This window comes from Asaia spathodeae NBRC 105894 (assembly GCF_025994195.1).
GTDB classification, from domain to species: Bacteria; Pseudomonadota; Alphaproteobacteria; order Acetobacterales; family Acetobacteraceae; genus Asaia; species Asaia siamensis.
This window is the reverse complement of record NZ_BAPY01000019.1, coordinates 45,322-63,154: the sequence shown is the minus strand read 5'-3', so window position 1 is coordinate 63,154 and position 17,833 is coordinate 45,322. Positions and strand designations below refer to the sequence as shown.

Below are 17,833 nucleotides of genomic sequence, written 5' to 3'. Positions count from 1 at the left end.
CGACGATACGCAGCGCGATCATCGCCAGGTTCGACACTATTTGGCGCCCCGTTACTTTGGCATTTATGCTGCATGGGGCATACAGCCAGAGAACGCGCTGGCGGACCCACCCTTAGGGAAGCAAGGCACGGGAGCGTCCACATTAATGACGCCCCCTCACCCTGTCATGATACCTGGCAGGGCGGATGGCTCCCGATACTCACGAGAGCCGTAAGGCTCAGTTCGCGCGGTTTGCCATAGCTGCGGCACGTGCCGCAGCTTTCTCTTCTTCAGTCCAGACCTTGCGCTCGCGGACCTTCGGCTCCTTGATCTTCTTGACCGGGCCACCACCCAGCACGGGCGCGCGTGCGGTTGAATGGCGCGCTTTCTCGCAATGCCATTCATGGTTTTCATGCACTGTCAGCGCCCGCCCGATGGTGCGCTCGACATCATGCAGCCAGGCGCGCTGCTCGGCATCGCACAGGGTAATGGCCCGACCGCTGCGTCCTGCGCGGCCCGTGCGACCGATACGATGAACATAGGCTTCCGGCAGGCTGGGCAGATCATGATTGACCACATGGGTGACTGTATCGACATCAATGCCGCGCGCAGCGATATCGGTCGCCACCAGAACGCGCGCACGGCCTTCGCGAAACGCCTCGAGCGCACGCTCGCGCTGACCTTGCGACTTGTTGCCATGCAGGGCCTCAGCCGTGATGCCCGCCTCGGTGATATGCGAGCAGACCTCGTTGGCGATATTCTTCTGAAGCGTGAACACAACGGCCTGTCCGACATCAGGCGCGCTCAATAGCGACAGCAGGGCCGCCTTCTTGTGCTCTGCATCAAGGAACATGACAGTCTGCTCAATGCGATCAACCGTGGTGGAAGGCGGCGCAATTTCCACCTTCGCAGGATCGCGCAGCAGACTATCCACCAGCGCTGCGATCGATTTCGGCATGGTCGCGGAAAAGAGGATCGTGTGGCGTTCGCCCGGTGTCGCAGCGACGATCTTTTCGATAGGCTTGGCAAAGCCCATATCGAGCATCTGGTCAGCCTCATCCAGCACCAGGGCTTCAAGGTTCGACAGATCGCAAAGCCCCTGCTCGATCAGATCCAGCAAGCGGCCGGGCGCCGCAACGATGATATCAACGCCGTCCTGCAGCGCATTGACCTGATGAAACTGGCTGACACCGCCAAAAATCGTGGTCACGCTGAAATTCAGAGCGCTGCCAAATGTCTCGAACCCATCGGCAATCTGGCTGACGAGCTCACGCGTCGGGGCCAGAACAAGCACACGAGCCCCGTTTTTCGGTGCCGGGCGTGGGTTGGCAGCCAGACGATGCAACAGGGGCAGCGCGAAAGAGGCTGTCTTGCCTGTTCCTGTCTGAGCCATGCCCAGAAGATCACGCCCCTGCAGAAGCAGGGGGATCGATTGTGCCTGAATGGGGGTAGGCGTCTTGTATCCGGCTTCGGCCAGCGCCTTGAGAATGGCAGGCGCCAGAGCAAGATCGTCGAATGTCATGGTCATGAAGAAACAGCGCCTCCGGCGCACAAAATCGGTTGCGCCTTGGTGGGCATTCAGACTGCGGAGGTGCCCTTTAGCGGGCGAATTGTTGGCACGTCAACGCAAACGTTGGCTCACGCTACGGTGGCTCCCGGTTGAAGCGATGAAGATGCGTGAGCACCTGCCCCGCCTCCTCACCGAAGCCCCGATTATACCATGGAAGGCGGAGATCATGCATGCCCTCGGCGACAAGTCACTGGACGCTTCAGATCACGACTTTGGAAACCCGCTTTCGCGTGAGAACCCTGATACGACGCAAGAAGAAACCGCAATACTTGACAAGATTATCGAGAATTACCGAAGCAGCCAGTACGCATAACACAGTGCGCCTCATTCACCGAACCATAACCGATGAGACCCATTTTCGTAAACTGCATGTCGGAAGATTGAATCCAGCCATTCTCCACAACAACCCAAAAGACAACGCATTGCACTACAATGTGATTCGTGTCCGATCTATATGAGGTTTATTTCCACACGCCAAAATCGGAATGTCCTGACATTCACGAATACAGCGAGACAGAGATGAGAAAAACAATAATCCTGTTGGTCAGCACTTTATTATGTGGCTGCGAAACACAGATACGACTCAAATCCTTTCAAAAGACAGACGCGCCAATCAGCGAATCACACCGAGTGTTCTTCTTCTCAAATATGATAGATGAAAAAGAACACCATGATAGAATTCTATACGAAGATTTCTCGAAAGAATTCGAAAAATGCAACATCAAAACTGACGTATTCTATTATGGCCAACTTCGACTGGACTGGAAAAAAGAACTTCACACTGCAACAGAAAAATTCCAGCCAGATAAAATAATTACCATCAGAAGCGATAATCTGGAGATGGGCGCATATAATTACATCATGTCCGAAGATCTTTATGTAAACGTCTACCAAATACCAGGGAAGAAAATCTGGTCTGGGCGCTATAGCGTCGGTGTCGGCAGCTTGCTGATGGGAAAAAAGAAAGGCCTTCAATCACGCTTTGATACACCCAAAATAACCGATACTATTTTTCATGATTTCCATTCCGCTGGTCTCTTCCTGAATTGCGATGCACGGACGGAGCCAAAAGACGCAACGACGCAGGTAGCAAAATAAGAGCCGACTTACCGGGAATTGAAGCAATGAAAAGATTGATAGCCCTATTGTCTCTTGCCACTCTCGCGTCATGCGGACCGAGCGTACAATCCGTGCAAGAGCTCTCCGATCTCGATGGCGTCTCCCCTGCGAGACATATCCTGCTGATAGATCAGATCAACGGTATCCGCCTAAAGCAAGGTGCGCATATCCTGAAAGCACTCAACAAAAGGATGAATACCTGCGGGGTAACGTTCTTCGCCAGTGACGATGAGACTGCAACAGATCCCGACATGCCCGCCACGAAAGAGGCGGTCAAAAAGGTCGATGCCGACAAGATTCTCATCCTCAAAAATAGGATGTCACTCTACAATGTAGGCGGGCTGGCAGACGAAAAGCTCGTCACCTACATTTATGACGTTTCCAAGGCTAGATATGTCTGGGCAGGTGAACTGGCTATTGCGATCCCGCACACCTCCCTTATGGGAATTCCTCTCGATAGCCATGAAGACGCTGCCGGAGAAATTGCAGACCAAGTTGTCAAATCTCTCTCGGCAAAGAAACTGGTTCCCGAGTGCTCTCGCCAAGCGCGGCCATGACATCTGTATGAACACCCCGTTTCCGCACTTTCTCCTCTACGTCTTTCAGCGGCGCAAGGCGACGGTCCAAGAGATTCATGAAGAGGAAGATACGACCCAGACTGCCAGCATGTACAAAGCGATGAGAATCAAGGGGCGAAATACGCCATTTTGTGGCAAATATCACCCCTAATTCCGGCGCGTCTCGATAAACGCTGCCGCCCTACAGACTTGGCATGGAACTTGCAAGAAGAACTCCATGACGTTCTTCGCCCCTCTTTCAATCCGTCGGACCGACCGGCTTTCGCGCATTGCGATCGGCCAGGCCGTGCTGACGGAGCAAATGCCTGAGCTGATAATAGGTCAGGCCGAGCGCCATGGCGGCCTGCTTCTGGTTGAAGCGGGCGTGACGCAAAGCGTGTTCGAGCAGATTGCGCTCATAGGCACGGGTGGCTTCGGTAAAACCAAGCCCCTCGGGCAGGGTGTCGGGCATGGCTCGCGGGGCTGGAGCTTCACGCGCAGGCAGCGGAGTGCTTTCAGGCTCTGGCGTGGCAAGCGGCCGCAGCCAGTCCGGGCCGTTCCTGAACGGATCGAACACGATATCGTCGAGGGGCCTCTCCGGCCTGTCCATGCGATAGACGCTTCTCTCGACGACATTACGCAGCTCACGGACATTGCCGGGCCAGTCATAGCGCATGAGGGCATCACGCGCCCGGTCGGAAAAACCGGCAAAAACCTTGCGCCCCAGACTGGCGGTCATGCGGGTCGCGAAATGCTCGGACAGGATCAGGATATCTTCCTGACGGGCGCGCAAGGGCGGCAGCATGACGACGTCAAAGGCCAGACGGTCGAGCAGATCGGCGCGGAAATCGCCCTTTCGTGCCATGGCGGGCAGATCGGCATTGGTCGCGCCGATCAGACGCACATCGACATGGATGGTCTCGTTGCCACCGACGCGTTCGAAACTTCCATATTCGATCACGCGGAGCAGCTTCTCCTGCACCGCCATGGAAGCCGATGCGATCTCGTCGAGAAAGAGCGTGCCGCCATGGGCCTGTTCGAAGCGCGACAGCCTGCGACGCTGGGCCCCGGTAAAGGCGCCAGCCTCATGACCGAACAATTCGCTGTCGAGAAGACTGTCCGGCAGAGCCGCACAGTTCAGCTTGATGAGCGGCCTGTCCCAGCGCGGAGAGAGCAGCGCCAGTCGGGCCGCGACGAGTTCCTTGCCTGTGCCGCGTTCTCCGATGATCAGGGCAGGACGATCGAGGGGGGCCAGGCGCGAAATATGGTCGAGCATCTCCAGAAAGGCGGGAGACTGTCCGATCGGTGTCGGGTTTTCATCGTTTCTGGGGGATCGTGCCATTTTATGGCCAGTCTCGCATCTCACGCCTCGGGGCCCACATGTTTCACCCCGTATCGCGTCGCTGACAAGAGAAGCTGGTGTTCTCCTGCGATCATTTCCTGTTAAAATCGTTTCAGCAAAGAAAGAGCATCACAATGGGTATCTTTTCCCGCCTCGCGGATATCGTGAATTCCAATCTCAACGCCATTCTGGCCAGCGCAGAAGACCCGGAAAAGATGATCCGGCTCATCATCCAGGAGATGGAAGATACGCTGGTTGAAGTCCGCAGCCAGGCTGTCACCATGATTGCCGAACGCAAGGGGCTCGAGCGCCGCGCCCGCGCCATGGTGCAGGAAGAGGATGAATGGCTGCGCAAGGCCGAACTCGCCCTGACCCGCGACCGTGAAGATCTGGCCAAGGGCGCGCTCGCAGCAAAATCGACCATCGAACAATCACGCAAATCGCTCGAGCAGCAGATCGCTCAGGTCAATGAGAGCCTCGACCAGCAGCACGATGATATCGGCAAGCTGCAGGCCAAGCTGGCAGATGCGAAATCGCGCGAGAAATCCCTCTCCCTGCGTCACAAAGCCGCTACCAACCGCATCAAGACGCGTGAGCGCCTGTACGATACCCGTGTCGAGAATGCCTTCAACCGTTTCGAACAGGTGGAACGCGCGCTTGACGCGCTCGAAGGGAAAGCTGAATCCTATGATCTCGGCCGTGGTCCCGGTGGCACGCGCAAGCCGAGCCTGCAGGAAGAGCTGGCAGGACTTGAAACGGATATGGCCGTCGAGAACGAACTCGAGGCGCTGCGGGCCAAGATCAGAAACCGCCAAGGGTAAAAGACAGCAATGAGACGCGTTAAGAGCAAGGGTGGCCGGTTATGAGTCATGGTTCAGCAATCGATCTGGGCGATCTGGTCGCCCTTGCGGCGGTCGTCATGCCTTTCGTCATGGTCATGTATATCGTGACCATTCGTGCCCGCTCCCGTGCCACGGCCAGCAAGCTTCAGGAATCCGACCTGGCAGCGCTCAACATGGCGCATGTCCAGGCCCGGAGACTCGAGGAACGTGTAGATCAGCTTGAGCGCATTCTTGATGAGGATGTGCCGGGATGGAGGACACGGAGCTTTTCATGATGTCTGTCCGCCTGTTGACCCCGCCCATGCAGCGTATCGCTCTGACGGCTCTGCTTCTCTCCGGCCTTGCCATGACCACGCCGCTTCACGCGGCGCCTCAGGTTGTCATGGATGCAGAAGACCTCGATCTGAGCGTACCCTGTCTGGGGCGCTTCGAGATTACGGTCGACCCGGCCATGAGCGACGGGGTCTCGATCGACAGTTCGACAACAGGCGGCGCGCATCTCACCATGCGCACGGGCAAGACACAGGGCTCTTCCAAGGTTCTCATCACCAGCAAGAGCTGCGCCCCTACTGCAAAGGTCTCGATTCTTGTCGCCCCCAGCGTGGGCGTTCTGATCCACGACAGCCACGATACGCATTTCGTCATCAACGGCACGCTGGCCTCTCTTGAAGCCAGCCTCGAAGCCGGACAGCTCGACGCCGATACGATCCAGTCGCTCGACCTCAGCCTGCGCGGCACCGAGCAGGTGCATATCGCTCACCTCAATCGTGCGGCGCAGGTTGTCGAGACAGGGGCCTCTGGTCTCGTGGTCGATCATGCCGAGCTTGATGCGTTTTCGGCCCAGCTTTCCGAAACCAGCCATCTCACCGTAACGGATGGCCGTGTCGACGTGCTGACGCTCATGGTCGAAAATGCGGCCAGCGCCCGCCTGGGCGGCACGCTCAACACCGCTACGGTCTCAGCCAATGGCACGGGTCTCGTCGCCATTCCGACGGTCAGTGGCGCCCTAACACGTACCGGCAACGTGCAGGTAGGCCCGGTGGCCGCCGCAGCCATCGCGCAGCCCTCCGCCCCGATAACCTCACAGCCTGCGCCGCCTGTGCCCGCGGCACCGACCGCACCGGTCATCACCCCGCCGGTTGCGCCGGTAGCCCCGACCGTTTCGGGTGTCGGCGTACCGGCAAGCCAGACACAGCCCCCTTCGCCGCCAGTCGCCCCGACGAAGCCGCTCTCCCCCTCTGCGCCCCCCTCTTCGGCGTCCTCTTCCGCTGTTTCGGGCAGCGCGAACCTGCCGATTCCCCCCGCGACACCGGCCTCGCCGAGACCCGTCAATGGAGCGACAGTCTCGGCTCCCGCCACGGCGTCGCCCACACAGCCTGTGCCACAGCCTGCCACGCCGACAACGCCCGCACCAACAACGCCCGCACCAACAACGCCCGCACCGGGCGCGTCCACCGCACAGCCCGGTCAGAACAGCCCTGCCGTTCCGGATGAGCAGCCATGGGCGGTTTCCCCCACCGATATCCCCTCCACCGGGACACAGGCTCCGCAAGGCGGGCCAGTCAACAGCCAGACTACCCCCGCTCAGGGCAGGACCCAGCCTGACGGATCGACGGTCAATACGACTCCGGCGCAGGCACCAGCCACAAGCGCTACACCGGCGGTAAAGGGAGATCAGACAAGGTGATACGGCTCAGCCTCAGCCTTACGCTCGTCATTGGCGCGCTACCGACCCTCGCTCTTGCCAGCCCGGATACGCCCAAGGCGGCGCTGGACGCAGCGCCTTTTACCCTGACACTCGAGGCCCCATGCGTCTCGGCCATCACGGTTGAAGGCGCAGGAGGTGAGCAGGGTGCCGCGCTGCTGCCAGAGGGTGACAAGGCGCCAGAGGGGCTGTCCTTCACCTCGGATGCCCATTCCGCCACCCTCAGTGGGCAGGAATGCACAGGCCCTGCCCATCTGCGTGTTCCTGTGGGCACCGCCATCATCGCCAGGATGAGTCGTTTCGGCACATTGCGCATTTCCCGCGTCGATGGGCCTCTTTCTGTCACGCACAGAGGCAGCAGTGAGGTCACCGCCGATCAGGTGACGGCACTTGCTTTCGACGGAGGCGGCTTCGGCTCGCTGAAGCTCGGCTGGCTGCATGGCCCTGCCTCCATTACCCTGAACGGTAGTGGTGATATCATGATCGGTCGTGTCGATTCCCCCAGCGTTGCGGTACGATCAAGCGGCTTTGGCAACATCACCCTGTCTGCTGGCAGGATTGCCGCACTCGACGCCCATCTGCATGGCTCGGGCAATTTCAATTTCAACGGCGTTGCCCAAAAAGCCACGCTGGAAACCACCGGCTTTGGCACCATCACCGTTGATACGGTGACGGGTGAGGTTCAGAAGGAAGCTCATGGCGCGGCTTCGGTGACTGTCCGCCACGAAAAGGCGCCGCCCAAAAGCCCCCCAGCCACCCATCCTCTGCTGACCCTTCCTGACGGGACGGTGGTGACAGACCATGATCTGGTCAAACCCGACGGGACGATCATCGCCTTCGACAAGGCGGAAGCCGATGATGACGAGGCGGCAGATACGGGGCAAACCTCTCAGGCGCCGCACCATCATCATTCTGCGGGCTGGCTCTTTCTGCTGGGCGTGGTGCTTTGCGTCGCCCAGCGCAAACGGATTGTCCCGCTCATGCGCCGCATCATGGGCTCACGGGTCGTCTCTTCAGACCGCCAGCCTGCCTTCGTGACAGAGCAGCCTGCAATCGCAGATCTGACTGAACGGCTCAAACGTCTGGAACGACGGGTGGGTGACGTCGAGCACTGCGTGACCTCGCGTGATTTCCATCTGCATCGCGAATTTCACACCCTCTCTCGCCGCTGCGGGTGAGAAACGAACCGATTATGCTGACGCCCGATACGAGGCCTGCAGGAACAAAGGGAAACACGCAGTGAACCGTCTTCACCTGAGCGCTCTCTCTCTGATTCTGGTCTCGACTGTCCCTGCCCAGAAAGCGCTGGCGCAGGCCGCAGCGCCCAGCTCACCCGAGGCCGCCCTCACCGCAGCGCCCTATACGCTGCATGTCGGAACCAGCTGCATCGGCACACTCCATATCCAGGGTGCTGCCGGGCTGCATGAGCAAGCCGATATGCGTGATGTGCCGTCCGGGCTGTCTTTTCAGGCCGGATCGCATGATGCCTGGCTCACAGGCAGTGCCTGTGGCGAGAACGCAACCATTCAGCTTGTGGCCGGGGCAGCGATCGTCTCGACCACCATGAATTACGACGATCTGAAGATCGACTGGGTCGAAGGGCCGCTCTCGCTGCGTCAGGGACGCGGCACGATCCATGTCGACAAGGCCAGTGCCCTGCTCTATCGCGGCGGCGGCCCCGGCGACCTCATCATGGGAAGCCTGACCGGCCCGGCAACCATCGCCATTTCAGGCCCGGGCGATATCCATATTGAAAAGGCACAATCTCCCTCGATCATCATCGGCTCCAGCGGTCCGGGCGATGTCGTGATAGGGGGTGGCTCGGTCGATCAGCTTGCCATCACCCTTTCCGGCCCCGGCGATGCGATTTTCGACGGTGCGGCGCGCATTGCCACATTACGCACCAGCGCGTCAGGCGATATCCGTGTGCATCAGGTGGTGGAGAAAGAACACACCCATTCGAGCGCGAGTGGCGAGATAGAAATTGCGCACTCATCCGGTCACAGCGAGACGTTCACCGGGTCTACCAACAGCAGCATCACGAATAACGGCACGCGCATCACGTCTGATGACATGCTGCTGCCTGACGGAACGCGCATCAATGCCCATCGCATGATCAAGGCCGATGGCACGATCGTCGATTTCGATGCGCTGCGTCATGCTGCCAGCGAAGCAACGCCTCCTGTGCCGCCGACACCGCCAGAGCCTCCTGAACCGCCCGAGCCGCCAACCCCTCCGGAAACCACAGATAGCGCAATGCACGCCACGACCATTCACACGCATACTGACAGTCACCCCAAGACCGAGGCATCTTTCAGTGTCTCGACCGATAGTGGCAGCATGACCTCAGGGGTGATCGTTCTGGTTGTGCTGGGGATCGTGCTGCTGCGTCGGCGGATCATTCCCAGACTGATCCCCCTGCTGCACGCCGCCAATCCGGCCCTCGCGAAACGGCTGGAACCGTTTCTTCTCTCGCTCATGACGCGTGTCACCACGCCCATGCCGCAAACCCAGCTGCCGCAGCTTCTCGACCTGACCGAACGGCTGCGGAAGCTCGACCGGCGTATCGGGGCAGTCGAGACCTGCGTGACCTCTCGCGACTTCCATCTGCACACGCAGTTCCGCGATCTGGATCGCAATAGTGGCTGAGCAGGCAGCAGCCCATGCCTGTGCCCAAAGGGCGCAGCAAGGGCTTTGACGTGACGCCCCAGTCAGGCTAGGGCTTGACTCATGATCCTCCCTGCTGGCGGCTGCTGACCGTGAATTTCATCCTCGATCCTGTCGCAGCCATTGGGCGTGCCTTTCTCGGCATCGTGCGCAAGGCCGGCGCGTTGGCGCTTTTCGCGCTGGCAGGCCTGTCTCATCTGCTCCGCCCCCCTTTCTATTGGGGGGTGTTTTTCAACAGCCTGATAGAGATCGCCTTCTATTCGCTGCCTGTGGTCGCCCTGACGGCCATTTTCTCGGGTGGCGTCATTGCCCTGCAATCCTATGCCGGATTTGCCCAGTATCACGTACAAAGCGCCATTGCCGGCATTGTCGTTCTGGCCGTGGTACGCGAACTTGGCCCCGTGCTGGCCGGTCTCATGGTAGCGGGCCGCGTGGGCGCCGCCATGTCGGCTGAAATCGGCACCATGCGCGTGACCGACCAGATCGACGCGCTGCGTACGCTCTCGACCGACCCGATGAAATATCTGGTGACGCCGCGCCTGCTTGCGGGCACCCTGGCCCTGCCTTTTCTGGTGCTGGTGGCCGATATTCTCGGTGTGCTGGGCGGATTTACCGTATCTGTCTCCAAGCTCGGCTTCGACCCGCAGAACTACATCATCGCGACGTTCAACGCGCTGAAGCCGCTCGACGTGATTGTCGGCCTTTCGAAAGCCGCCGTCTTCGGCTTCATCATCAGCCTGATGGGTTGCTATCACGGCTATACCAGCCGGGGTGGCGCAGAGGGCGTGGGCTCTGCCACAACCGCCGCCGTCGTTGCAGCTTCGATCCTGCTTCTGGCCTTCGATTACCTCCTGACGGATCTGTTCTTCGCCTCATGAGCGCCCTGCCCAAGATCCGCATTCGCGGCCTGACCAAGTCCTTCGGCTCAAAAACGGTGCTGGATGGCATCGATCTCGATGTCGAGGCCGGCACGTCTTTCGTCGTCATCGGCGGGTCGGGCAGCGGTAAATCGGTGCTGCTGCGCTGCATTCTGGGGCTCATCACGCCAGATTCCGGCACGATCGAAATCGATGGCGAGAATGTTCTGACCGCGACGCCTGCACGACGTATCGCCCTGATCGAACAGATCGGCATGCTGTTCCAGAATGCGGCCCTGTTCGACAGCATGAGCGTGGCAGACAACATCATGTTCGGTCTGCGTGCCAAGGGACGCGGCAAGGCGCATCGCCTGACCAAAGCCCAGGCGCGTGAACAGGCGGGCGATATTCTCAAACAGGTGGGTCTCGACCCGACGGTCGGGGCACTCGCGCCTTCAGAACTGTCAGGGGGCATGCAGAAACGTGTCGGCCTCGCCCGCGCCATTGCAGGCACACCCAACATCCTGTTTTTCGATGAACCCACGACGGGGCTCGACCCCATCATGGGCGCTGTGATCGACGGTCTGATCGTCGATTGCGTCAAGCGTCTTGGCTCGACCGCCATTGCCATCACCCATGACATGGCCTCTGCCCAGCGCATCGGTGATCAGGCCGCCATGCTCTACCACGGCAAGCTGGTCTGGAAGGGCCTCGCTTCGGAACTGATGAACAGTGGCAACGCCATGGTCGATCAGTTTACCCATGGACGCAAGGATGGGCCGATCGGGATGGAATTGCGGAAATAGAGCACCCCCTTCGTTCTTGTTATGTTTCCACGCCTGCCCTATCTTTCAGACTGAACCTCTCGCCTGAAAGCCCCCCCCAGAATGGCCAAACGCCCCACTGCCCGTTTCGTCTGTCAGGCCTGCGGCACGATCACCAGCAAATGGTCGGGGCGTTGCGATGGATGTGGTGAATGGAACACCATTGTCGAAGAGGCGGTCGAACCCACGAACCGTGAGAGCCGAAAGCGCGCAGGCAAGCTGACGCTCATGCATCTCGACGGCGATCTCACCCCGCCGCCGCGCATTGAAACATCGATTGCCGAGTTCGACCGTGTGCTTGGTGGAGGGCTGGTGCCTGCCTCTGTTGTGCTGGTGGGCGGCGATCCGGGTATCGGCAAATCGACGCTGCTGCTGCAAGCCACCTGCGCCCTCGCCAGGGCAGGGCGGCGCGTGCTGTACGTGTCGGGCGAAGAAGCCGTAGACCAGATACGCCTGCGCGCGCGGCGCCTGAAACTGGAGGCGCCGACGCTCGATCTGGCAGCCAGCATCAACGTCTCGGAAATCGCGAGCTCGCTGGAACAGGACCGCGAGCATAATGTGGTGGTCATCGATTCCATCCAGACCATGTGGCTGGAAACCATCGAAAGTGCGCCGGGCTCGGTGGCGCAGGTGCGCGCCTGTGCTTTCGAGCTGATACGGCTTGCCAAGACAGTCGGCTTCTCACTCGTGCTTGTCGGCCATGTCACGAAAGAAGGCGCTCTGGCGGGTCCGCGCGTCCTGGAGCATATGGTCGATGCGGTGATGTATTTCGAAGGCGATCGCGGCCATCAATTCCGCATCCTTCGTGCTGCGAAAAACCGTTTTGGGGCGACAGACGAAATTGGCGTTTTCGCCATGACCGATACGGGGCTGACCGAAGTACCCAATCCGTCTGCCCTGTTTCTGGCCGAAAGACGCGGCAATATAGCAGGCTCTGCCGTTTTCGCAGGCATGGAAGGCACGCGCCCTGTTCTGCTGGAAATCCAGGCGCTCGTTTCCCCAAAGGCCGGAGAGGGCGCGGCACGACGGGCCGTAGTAGGCTGGGAAACGGCGCGGCTGAATATGCTGCTCGCCGTGCTGGAGGCCCGCTGCGGTCTCAAGATGGCAGGGATGGATGTCCATCTGAATATTGCAGGCGGCCTGCGTATCAGCGAGCCTGCCTGCGACATGGCGGTGGCGGCGGCCCTGATCTCTGCAGCGACCGGCGTACCGACCTCGTCAGGGGCCACCTATTTCGGCGAGGTTGGTCTGTCCGGTGAGGTGCGTCAGGTATCCCAGACCGATCTGCGCCTGAAGGAGGCACAGAAGCTCGGTTTCGCCCAAGCTATCCTGCCACGCCGTGTCGCGAGTGGCGCCGCGCGCGCCAAACCCCCTGAAGGTCTGGCACTCAAAGAGATCGGGCATCTCAATGATCTGGTCGAGCTCTTCCAGCCAGTCGAAGACTGAGTCAGTAGTCTGATACCGGGCAGTCGGGAGCATAGATTGCCCCCATTACTGCTGCCCCGCAGTTTTTACCGCGGCCGCCCGAGGAATTCCTTCAACCACTCTCATTTGCGCAGATGTATCCTTCGTGTAAACGAATGGGCCAAGAATTTGACCGGTGCAGGAGCTCTGACGATGGGGCCTTTACGCCCGACTTCTGCTCTTTAACTGCCTGACATGACGCGGGAGAGGTTTCTCCCTTGTCGCTTCATCCCGGGAGAATGCCCTATGCTGGCCGCGTCATCCTCAAATCCGGGCGGACAGCGCCGCTCTCCCTTCTCCATGCTCACGCATAATCGCCAGAACAGACCCTATGATGTCTGGCTGGTCAGCCTGTTTGCCGTGCATGTCATTATTTTTGCCTTCGTCGTCTGGGGCACGGCAATGACAACGCCCTATCTCGACATGCTGACCTGGCAGCATGAAGCGCTTGAGGCGCTGAGGGTAAATGATGGAGCCAACTGGCTCCATCATTTCCTGCTGCCGCATAACGAGCATCGCATCGCCTTTGAGCGGGCACTCACGCTGGTCGACCTCGAAATCGGCGGTGGCCACCAGATCGCGTTCATCGCCGCATCGCTTCTGTCTGTTCTTGTCATCGCCGGATTGCTTTGGCGCACCCTGTCAGAGGGTGCCTCGAACAGGGAAAGGCTGCTGGCTCTCCTTGTTCCCATGCTGATTCTGAGCAGCACCTCGGCACTCGATATCGGCGTACCGATCAACTGCGTCTATCCAATTTCCCTCGTCTTCTCTGTAGCCGCCATCGTGCTCTTCGCACGTGCCGTGACCGCACAGCAGAACGTCGCGCCTCTTTTCGCAGGGGCTATACTCTGTGCGCTTCTTTCGCCATTCAGCAACATGACAGGCCTTGGAATCTGGCCCGTGCTGCTCTGGCTCGGCTGGCAGGCCAAAGCAAAACCGTCGATCCTTGCGGTCATACTGTCTCTGGCCGTTATCGAAACGAGCCTCTATCTGTGGCACGACTCAACAGCGCCTGCAGTGCATTCAGGCGCACACGGCATTGCCGCGCTTGAGCGTATGATCGCCTATGCCGGTATCTTTCTCGGCCTGCCTTTTTCGAGGCTTGCAGCCCTCGCCCTGCCTGCCATGGTGTTCGGCCTTTGCCTCGGGCTGGTTGCTCTTGCCGTGCTTGTCAATGACTGCCTGCGCAGGAAGACAGCCACACGTGCTTCGCTTGTCTCAACCGGGCTGATCCTGATCGGTCTCGGGGTCGCCCTCATGGCGAGCCTCGGCCGTCTCAATGAAAACGTCGAGCTTATCGCTCCGGCGCGTTACGCGCTTTATGTCGTCCTGCTCCATGCAGGACTGATCATGCGCGCGCTCGTATGGCTCCGCTCGCGCCCTTGCTACGTTGGTCAATCCGATCTGAAAACAGCGACAGGCCTTGCCGTTCTGCTCGTTCTTTTTCAGATGGCGTCAGGTCTGGCCGGAATCAGGGCAGCCAGCGACCTTCGTGCCGTCGTGCTCTCCTGGCAGCCTGGGATGGAGGACGCGCGCTATGTGAAGCTGATCTTTCCGGAACTGTCCTATGCCGTGAAGGTGCACCAGGAGGTGAAGGACTTTCTCTCGACGCGATAAATCCCGGACAACCTGCGAGACCGGAACACACCTCTTGCAAGAACGCGGCGACCCTGCTTCTTGAAGTCAAAAAACAGGACAGGAAAACCCTTCATGACCCGGACCCTGGTAGCCGAAACGCAGCTGGATACGGTGGTGAAGAAGAGCCTGTTCCGCGTTCATGCTGCGCCCATTGCCCATGAGGAAGAAGCCATCGCTTTTTTCGAACGCGTCCGTGAAATCGACGCCACCCATAATTGCTGGGCGTGGCGGCTTGGCGCACGCTATCGCAGTTTCGATGATGGCGAGCCGGGCGGAACAGCGGGACGGCCCATCCTGCAAGCCATTGATTCACAGGAATTCGACCGCGTGGCCGTTATTGTCGTGCGCTGGTTCGGCGGCATCAAGCTGGGTGCAGGAGGGCTTGTGCGCGCCTATGGCGGGGCTGCCGCTTCCTGCCTCAAGCAGGGCGACGCCATCGAGATCGTGCCCATGCAGCGCCTCGGTTTCCATGCGTCCTTCGGGGTTCTGCCGATCATCCAGGCACGTCTGAACGAGTGGAGCGCACTGCAGGAGAGCTGCCTGTTCGATGAAACCGGCGCGGGGCTGGAAATTTCCGTGCCGCTGCGCGCGGCAGAGACTGTCAGGAACATTTTGCAGGATCTATTGCGCGGTGCCGCCATCAAGGTGCTCGATGAGGAGAATGAGCCCGGCTTCGAGTAGGCGCCAATCGAAGCGGAGGTGAAACGACCATCGGGGTTTGACGCTCCCCTCTTTCCTTCCTACGGTAACATATCATGTTACGATCGTAGGATCCTTTTTCATGCCCGTTTTCAGACACGCCGCCGCTCTGGCGGCTGTTGCCCTTCCCCTGCTTTCCTCCACCGCGCTGGCAGCCCCTGCCAACCCGCTCTTTCAGGCAAGCCCCCTGCCCTATCAGGCGCCCCCCTTCGACAAGATCAAGGACAGTGATTACGTGCCGGCCTTCGAAAAGGGCATGGCAGACCAGCTGAAGGAAATGCAGGCGATCGCCAACAACAAGGCGGCGCCGAATTTCGACAACACGATTGTTGCCATGGAGCGTTCGGGCCAGTTGCTGGGCCGCGTGCAGAACGTGTTCTACGGTGTCTATTCGGCTGACAAGGATGACGCCATGGACGCCATCGACAGCAAGGAAGCGCCCAAGCTCAGCCAGCATTCGGACGAGATCTATCTCAACCCGAAGCTTTTCCACCGCGTGAAGACGCTTTACGACAACCGCGCAAAGCTGAACCTGAACCCCGAGCAGGCGATGCTGCTTGAGGTGACGTATCAGCAATTCGTCCATTCGGGCGCCGAACTGTCTCACCCTGACCAGCAGAAGCTGCGAGCGATCAACACCCAGCTCTCGAAACTGGAAACGGCCTATAACCAGAAGCTGATCGCCAGCGCCAAGGCTGGCGCCCTTGTGGTCGACAGGAAAGAGGCTCTTGCCGGGCTTGATGATGGCGCCATTGCCTCCGCACAGAAAGCCGCCGAAGGCCGCAAGCTGAGCGGGAAATATGTTCTGCCGCTTCAGAACACGACCCAGCAGCCCGATCTGGCTTCGCTGAGCGATCGCAGCACGCGTGAAGCCCTGTTCAATCAGAGCTGGACACGCGCTGAAAAAGGCGATGCCAACGATACGCGCCAGACAATTGCGGAAATTGCCCAGCTGCGCGCTGAGAAAGCCGCGCTCTTCGGCTATTCGAGCTATGCCGCCTATACGCTGTACGATCAGATGGCCAAGACCCCGGCGGCTGTGAACAGCTTCATCCACCAGCTCGTTCCGGCGACCGCTGCAGAGCAGCATCGTGAGGCGGATGAGCTGCAGAGGGCCATCGGCGACGACCATCAGAATTTCGCGCTCAAGCCCTGGGACTGGAATTTCTATGCCGAGCGCGTGCGCAAGCAGAAATTCGACCTCAACCAGAATGACGTAAAGCCCTATTTCGAGCTGCACACCGTGCTGACCGACGGCGTGTTCTATGCAGCCAACCAGCTTTATGGAATCACCTTCGAGCCGCGCAAGGATATCCCGGTCTATAATCCCGACGTCATGGTCTTCGAGGTGAAGGACAAGGACGGCTCGCCGCTGGGTCTGATGTATTTCGACTACTTCAAGCGCGACAACAAATCGGGTGGCGCCTGGATGTCGAATTTCGTGGGTCAGAGCGACCTGCTGAAGACGCGCCCTGTCATCTATAACGTGGCAAATTTCACCAAGGCGGCTCCGGGCCAGCCGCAGCTCATCACGTCTGATGACGTGACGACCATGTTCCATGAATTCGGCCACGCACTGCACGGCCTCTTTGCCAGCCAGACCTATCCGTCGCTTTCGGGCACGGCAGTGGCACGCGATTTCGTGGAATTCCCGTCGCAGTTCAACGAAAACTGGGCAATGGATCCGAAAGTGTTCGCCCATTACGCCCGTCACTACAAGACCGGCGCCCCGATGCCTGCCGAACTGGTCGAGAAGATCAAGAAGGCCGCGCATTTCAACCAGGGCTATGCACTGGGTGAAATCGTGGCAGCGGCCCAGCTCGACATGTCGTGGCACGGCCTGTCTGCCGATGCACCGCGCCAGGATGTCGATCAGTTCGAAGCCAAGGCACTCAAGGAGACCGGTCTCGATGTCGCCAACGTGCCGCCGCGTTATCGCTCAAGCTATTTCCTGCATATCTGGGGCAATGGCTATTCGGCTGGCTATTACGCCTATCTCTGGACTGAAATGCTCGATCAGGACGTGTTCTCCTGGTTCCAGTCGCATGGCGGTCTGACCCGTGAAAACGGCCAGCGCTTCCGTGATATGATCCTGTCGAAGGGTCACACCATGGATTACGGCCCGATGTTCAAGGCCTTCTACGGCAAGGACCCCGAAATCGGCCCGATGCTGGCCCATCGCGGCCTTCTGCCCGCAGCGAAGTAACGACCCTCTTCCCTTGTCCGGTCGTATTGCTCTTTCAGCAACACGGCCGGACAGGGTCATCTCTGCGAAAACTATAGACGCTTCCTCACGTCGCCCACTTTGGGCGTTTCTTCTTCTCTCACCCTCGTGTCTGATACGGGCGCAAACAGGGAGAAGAGCCGGACACGGTCGGCACCCATCGCCCTCTACATAACGGGCTCCCCGCAGACAGAGTGAACCTCGATCGCAACCGATCGTTACATTGTGATGTCATTCGACATTTAATAAAGCCTTCACACTCTGCCTGGCTGATTCATTTTAAATATCGATTCGAAACAAGTGGCAGAAATACACAAGCATTGTTCGTCGTTGTACGGTTTTATGA

General features: G+C 59.4%; 16 protein-coding genes. 14 read left to right on the top strand and 2 right to left on the bottom strand.

Features of this window, described 5'->3' with window-relative positions:
- Window positions 1–217 precede the first annotated feature (217 nt).
- Entirely contained in the window at window positions 218–1,507 is a 1,290-nt protein-coding gene (locus tag AA105894_RS08780; RefSeq protein ID WP_267311389.1) for a DEAD/DEAH box helicase, read from the bottom strand.
- Window positions 1,508–1,646: 139 nt separating this feature from the next.
- Between AA105894_RS08780 and AA105894_RS08775 the strand changes: the two genes are divergently transcribed.
- The 3 genes from AA105894_RS08775 to AA105894_RS08765 all read left to right on the top strand — a co-directional run bounded on the left by AA105894_RS08775 (window position 1,647) and on the right by AA105894_RS08765 (window position 3,225).
- Window positions 1,647–1,862: a hypothetical protein gene (locus AA105894_RS08775; RefSeq protein ID WP_267311388.1), complete on the top strand. Its 216-nt coding sequence runs from the start codon at window positions 1,647–1,649 to the stop codon at window positions 1,860–1,862.
- A 128-nt stretch (window positions 1,863–1,990) separates the two neighbouring features.
- On the top strand, window positions 1,991–2,647 hold the full coding sequence (locus AA105894_RS08770) for a hypothetical protein (protein WP_267311387.1): 657 nt from the start codon (window positions 1,991–1,993) through the stop codon (window positions 2,645–2,647).
- Window positions 2,648–2,739: 92 nt separating this feature from the next.
- Window positions 2,740–3,225 (top strand): hypothetical protein, encoded by a 486-nt coding sequence (locus AA105894_RS08765; protein ID WP_267311386.1) that lies wholly within the window; start codon window positions 2,740–2,742, stop codon window positions 3,223–3,225.
- Window positions 3,226–3,484: 259 nt separating this feature from the next.
- On the opposite strand, the gene pspF is transcribed toward AA105894_RS08765, so the two are convergent.
- The gene (gene pspF, locus AA105894_RS08760) at window positions 3,485–4,567 is read right to left on the bottom strand and encodes a phage shock protein operon transcriptional activator (protein ID WP_267311385.1); all 1,083 of its coding nucleotides are present in this window, start codon (window positions 4,565–4,567) and stop codon (window positions 3,485–3,487) included.
- A gap of 134 nt (window positions 4,568–4,701) precedes the next feature.
- Here pspF and pspA point away from each other — a divergent pair, with 134 nt between their 5' ends.
- The 11 genes from pspA (at window position 4,702) to AA105894_RS08705 (ending at window position 17,469) form a co-directional block, all read left to right on the top strand.
- Complete coding sequence (pspA, locus tag AA105894_RS08755; RefSeq protein WP_188425675.1) at window positions 4,702–5,388, top strand: phage shock protein PspA; 687 nt, start codon at window positions 4,702–4,704, stop codon at window positions 5,386–5,388.
- A gap of 41 nt (window positions 5,389–5,429) precedes the next feature.
- Window positions 5,430–5,684, top strand: coding sequence for an envelope stress response membrane protein PspB (pspB, locus tag AA105894_RS08750; protein WP_188425674.1), 255 nt, complete (start codon window positions 5,430–5,432; stop codon window positions 5,682–5,684).
- On the top strand, window positions 5,681–7,096 hold the full coding sequence (locus AA105894_RS08745) for a hypothetical protein (protein WP_267311384.1): 1,416 nt from the start codon (window positions 5,681–5,683) through the stop codon (window positions 7,094–7,096). Before pspB ends, AA105894_RS08745 begins: the two co-directional genes overlap by 4 nt.
- A complete protein-coding gene (locus AA105894_RS08740) occupies window positions 7,093–8,292 on the top strand; it encodes a GIN domain-containing protein (RefSeq protein WP_267311383.1) in 1,200 nt (399 codons plus the stop codon). Before AA105894_RS08745 ends, AA105894_RS08740 begins: the two co-directional genes overlap by 4 nt.
- Window positions 8,293–8,353: 61 nt before the next feature.
- Window positions 8,354–9,763, top strand: coding sequence for a DUF2807 domain-containing protein (locus AA105894_RS08735; RefSeq protein ID WP_267311382.1), 1,410 nt, complete (start codon window positions 8,354–8,356; stop codon window positions 9,761–9,763).
- A gap of 110 nt (window positions 9,764–9,873) precedes the next feature.
- Window positions 9,874–10,659 carry an MlaE family ABC transporter permease gene (locus tag AA105894_RS08730; RefSeq protein ID WP_188425670.1) on the top strand — a complete coding sequence of 262 codons (786 nt, stop codon included), beginning with the start codon at window positions 9,874–9,876 and terminating at the stop codon, window positions 10,657–10,659.
- Window positions 10,656–11,444 (top strand): ABC transporter ATP-binding protein, encoded by a 789-nt coding sequence (locus AA105894_RS08725; protein ID WP_188425669.1) that lies wholly within the window; start codon window positions 10,656–10,658, stop codon window positions 11,442–11,444. Before AA105894_RS08730 ends, AA105894_RS08725 begins: the two co-directional genes overlap by 4 nt.
- A gap of 81 nt (window positions 11,445–11,525) precedes the next feature.
- The gene (gene radA / locus AA105894_RS08720; protein WP_188425668.1) at window positions 11,526–12,908 is read left to right on the top strand and encodes a DNA repair protein RadA; all 1,383 of its coding nucleotides are present in this window, start codon (window positions 11,526–11,528) and stop codon (window positions 12,906–12,908) included.
- Window positions 12,909–13,172: 264 nt separating this feature from the next.
- Complete coding sequence (locus tag AA105894_RS08715; protein ID WP_267311381.1) at window positions 13,173–14,543, top strand: hypothetical protein; 1,371 nt, start codon at window positions 13,173–13,175, stop codon at window positions 14,541–14,543.
- Between the two features lie 93 nt (window positions 14,544–14,636).
- Window positions 14,637–15,245, top strand: coding sequence for an IMPACT family protein (locus tag AA105894_RS08710; RefSeq protein WP_267311380.1), 609 nt, complete (start codon window positions 14,637–14,639; stop codon window positions 15,243–15,245).
- Window positions 15,246–15,345: 100 nt separating this feature from the next.
- Window positions 15,346–17,469 carry a M3 family metallopeptidase gene (locus tag AA105894_RS08705; RefSeq protein WP_267311379.1) on the top strand — a complete coding sequence of 708 codons (2,124 nt, stop codon included), beginning with the start codon at window positions 15,346–15,348 and terminating at the stop codon, window positions 17,467–17,469.
- Window positions 17,470–17,833: the final 364 nt, after the last annotated feature.

Bases quoted from the DNA above. Each gene is read 5' to 3' on its own strand.
- AA105894_RS08705 (WP_267311379.1), top strand. From the start codon at position 15,346: ATGCCCGTTTTCAGACACGCCGCCGCTCTGGCGGCTGTTGCCCTTCCC.
- pspF (WP_267311385.1), bottom strand. From the start codon at position 4,567: ATGGCACGATCCCCCAGAAACGATGAAAACCCGACACCGATCGGACAG.
- AA105894_RS08725 (WP_188425669.1), top strand. From the start codon at position 10,656: ATGAGCGCCCTGCCCAAGATCCGCATTCGCGGCCTGACCAAGTCCTTC.
- AA105894_RS08780 (WP_267311389.1), bottom strand. From the start codon at position 1,507: ATGACCATGACATTCGACGATCTTGCTCTGGCGCCTGCCATTCTCAAG.
- AA105894_RS08715 (WP_267311381.1), top strand. From the start codon at position 13,173: ATGCTGGCCGCGTCATCCTCAAATCCGGGCGGACAGCGCCGCTCTCCC.
- AA105894_RS08775 (WP_267311388.1), top strand. From the start codon at position 1,647: ATGAAGATGCGTGAGCACCTGCCCCGCCTCCTCACCGAAGCCCCGATT.
- pspB (WP_188425674.1), top strand. From the start codon at position 5,430: ATGAGTCATGGTTCAGCAATCGATCTGGGCGATCTGGTCGCCCTTGCG.
- AA105894_RS08745 (WP_267311384.1), top strand. From the start codon at position 5,681: ATGATGTCTGTCCGCCTGTTGACCCCGCCCATGCAGCGTATCGCTCTG.
- AA105894_RS08710 (WP_267311380.1), top strand. From the start codon at position 14,637: ATGACCCGGACCCTGGTAGCCGAAACGCAGCTGGATACGGTGGTGAAG.
- pspA (WP_188425675.1), top strand. From the start codon at position 4,702: ATGGGTATCTTTTCCCGCCTCGCGGATATCGTGAATTCCAATCTCAAC.
- radA (WP_188425668.1), top strand. From the start codon at position 11,526: ATGGCCAAACGCCCCACTGCCCGTTTCGTCTGTCAGGCCTGCGGCACG.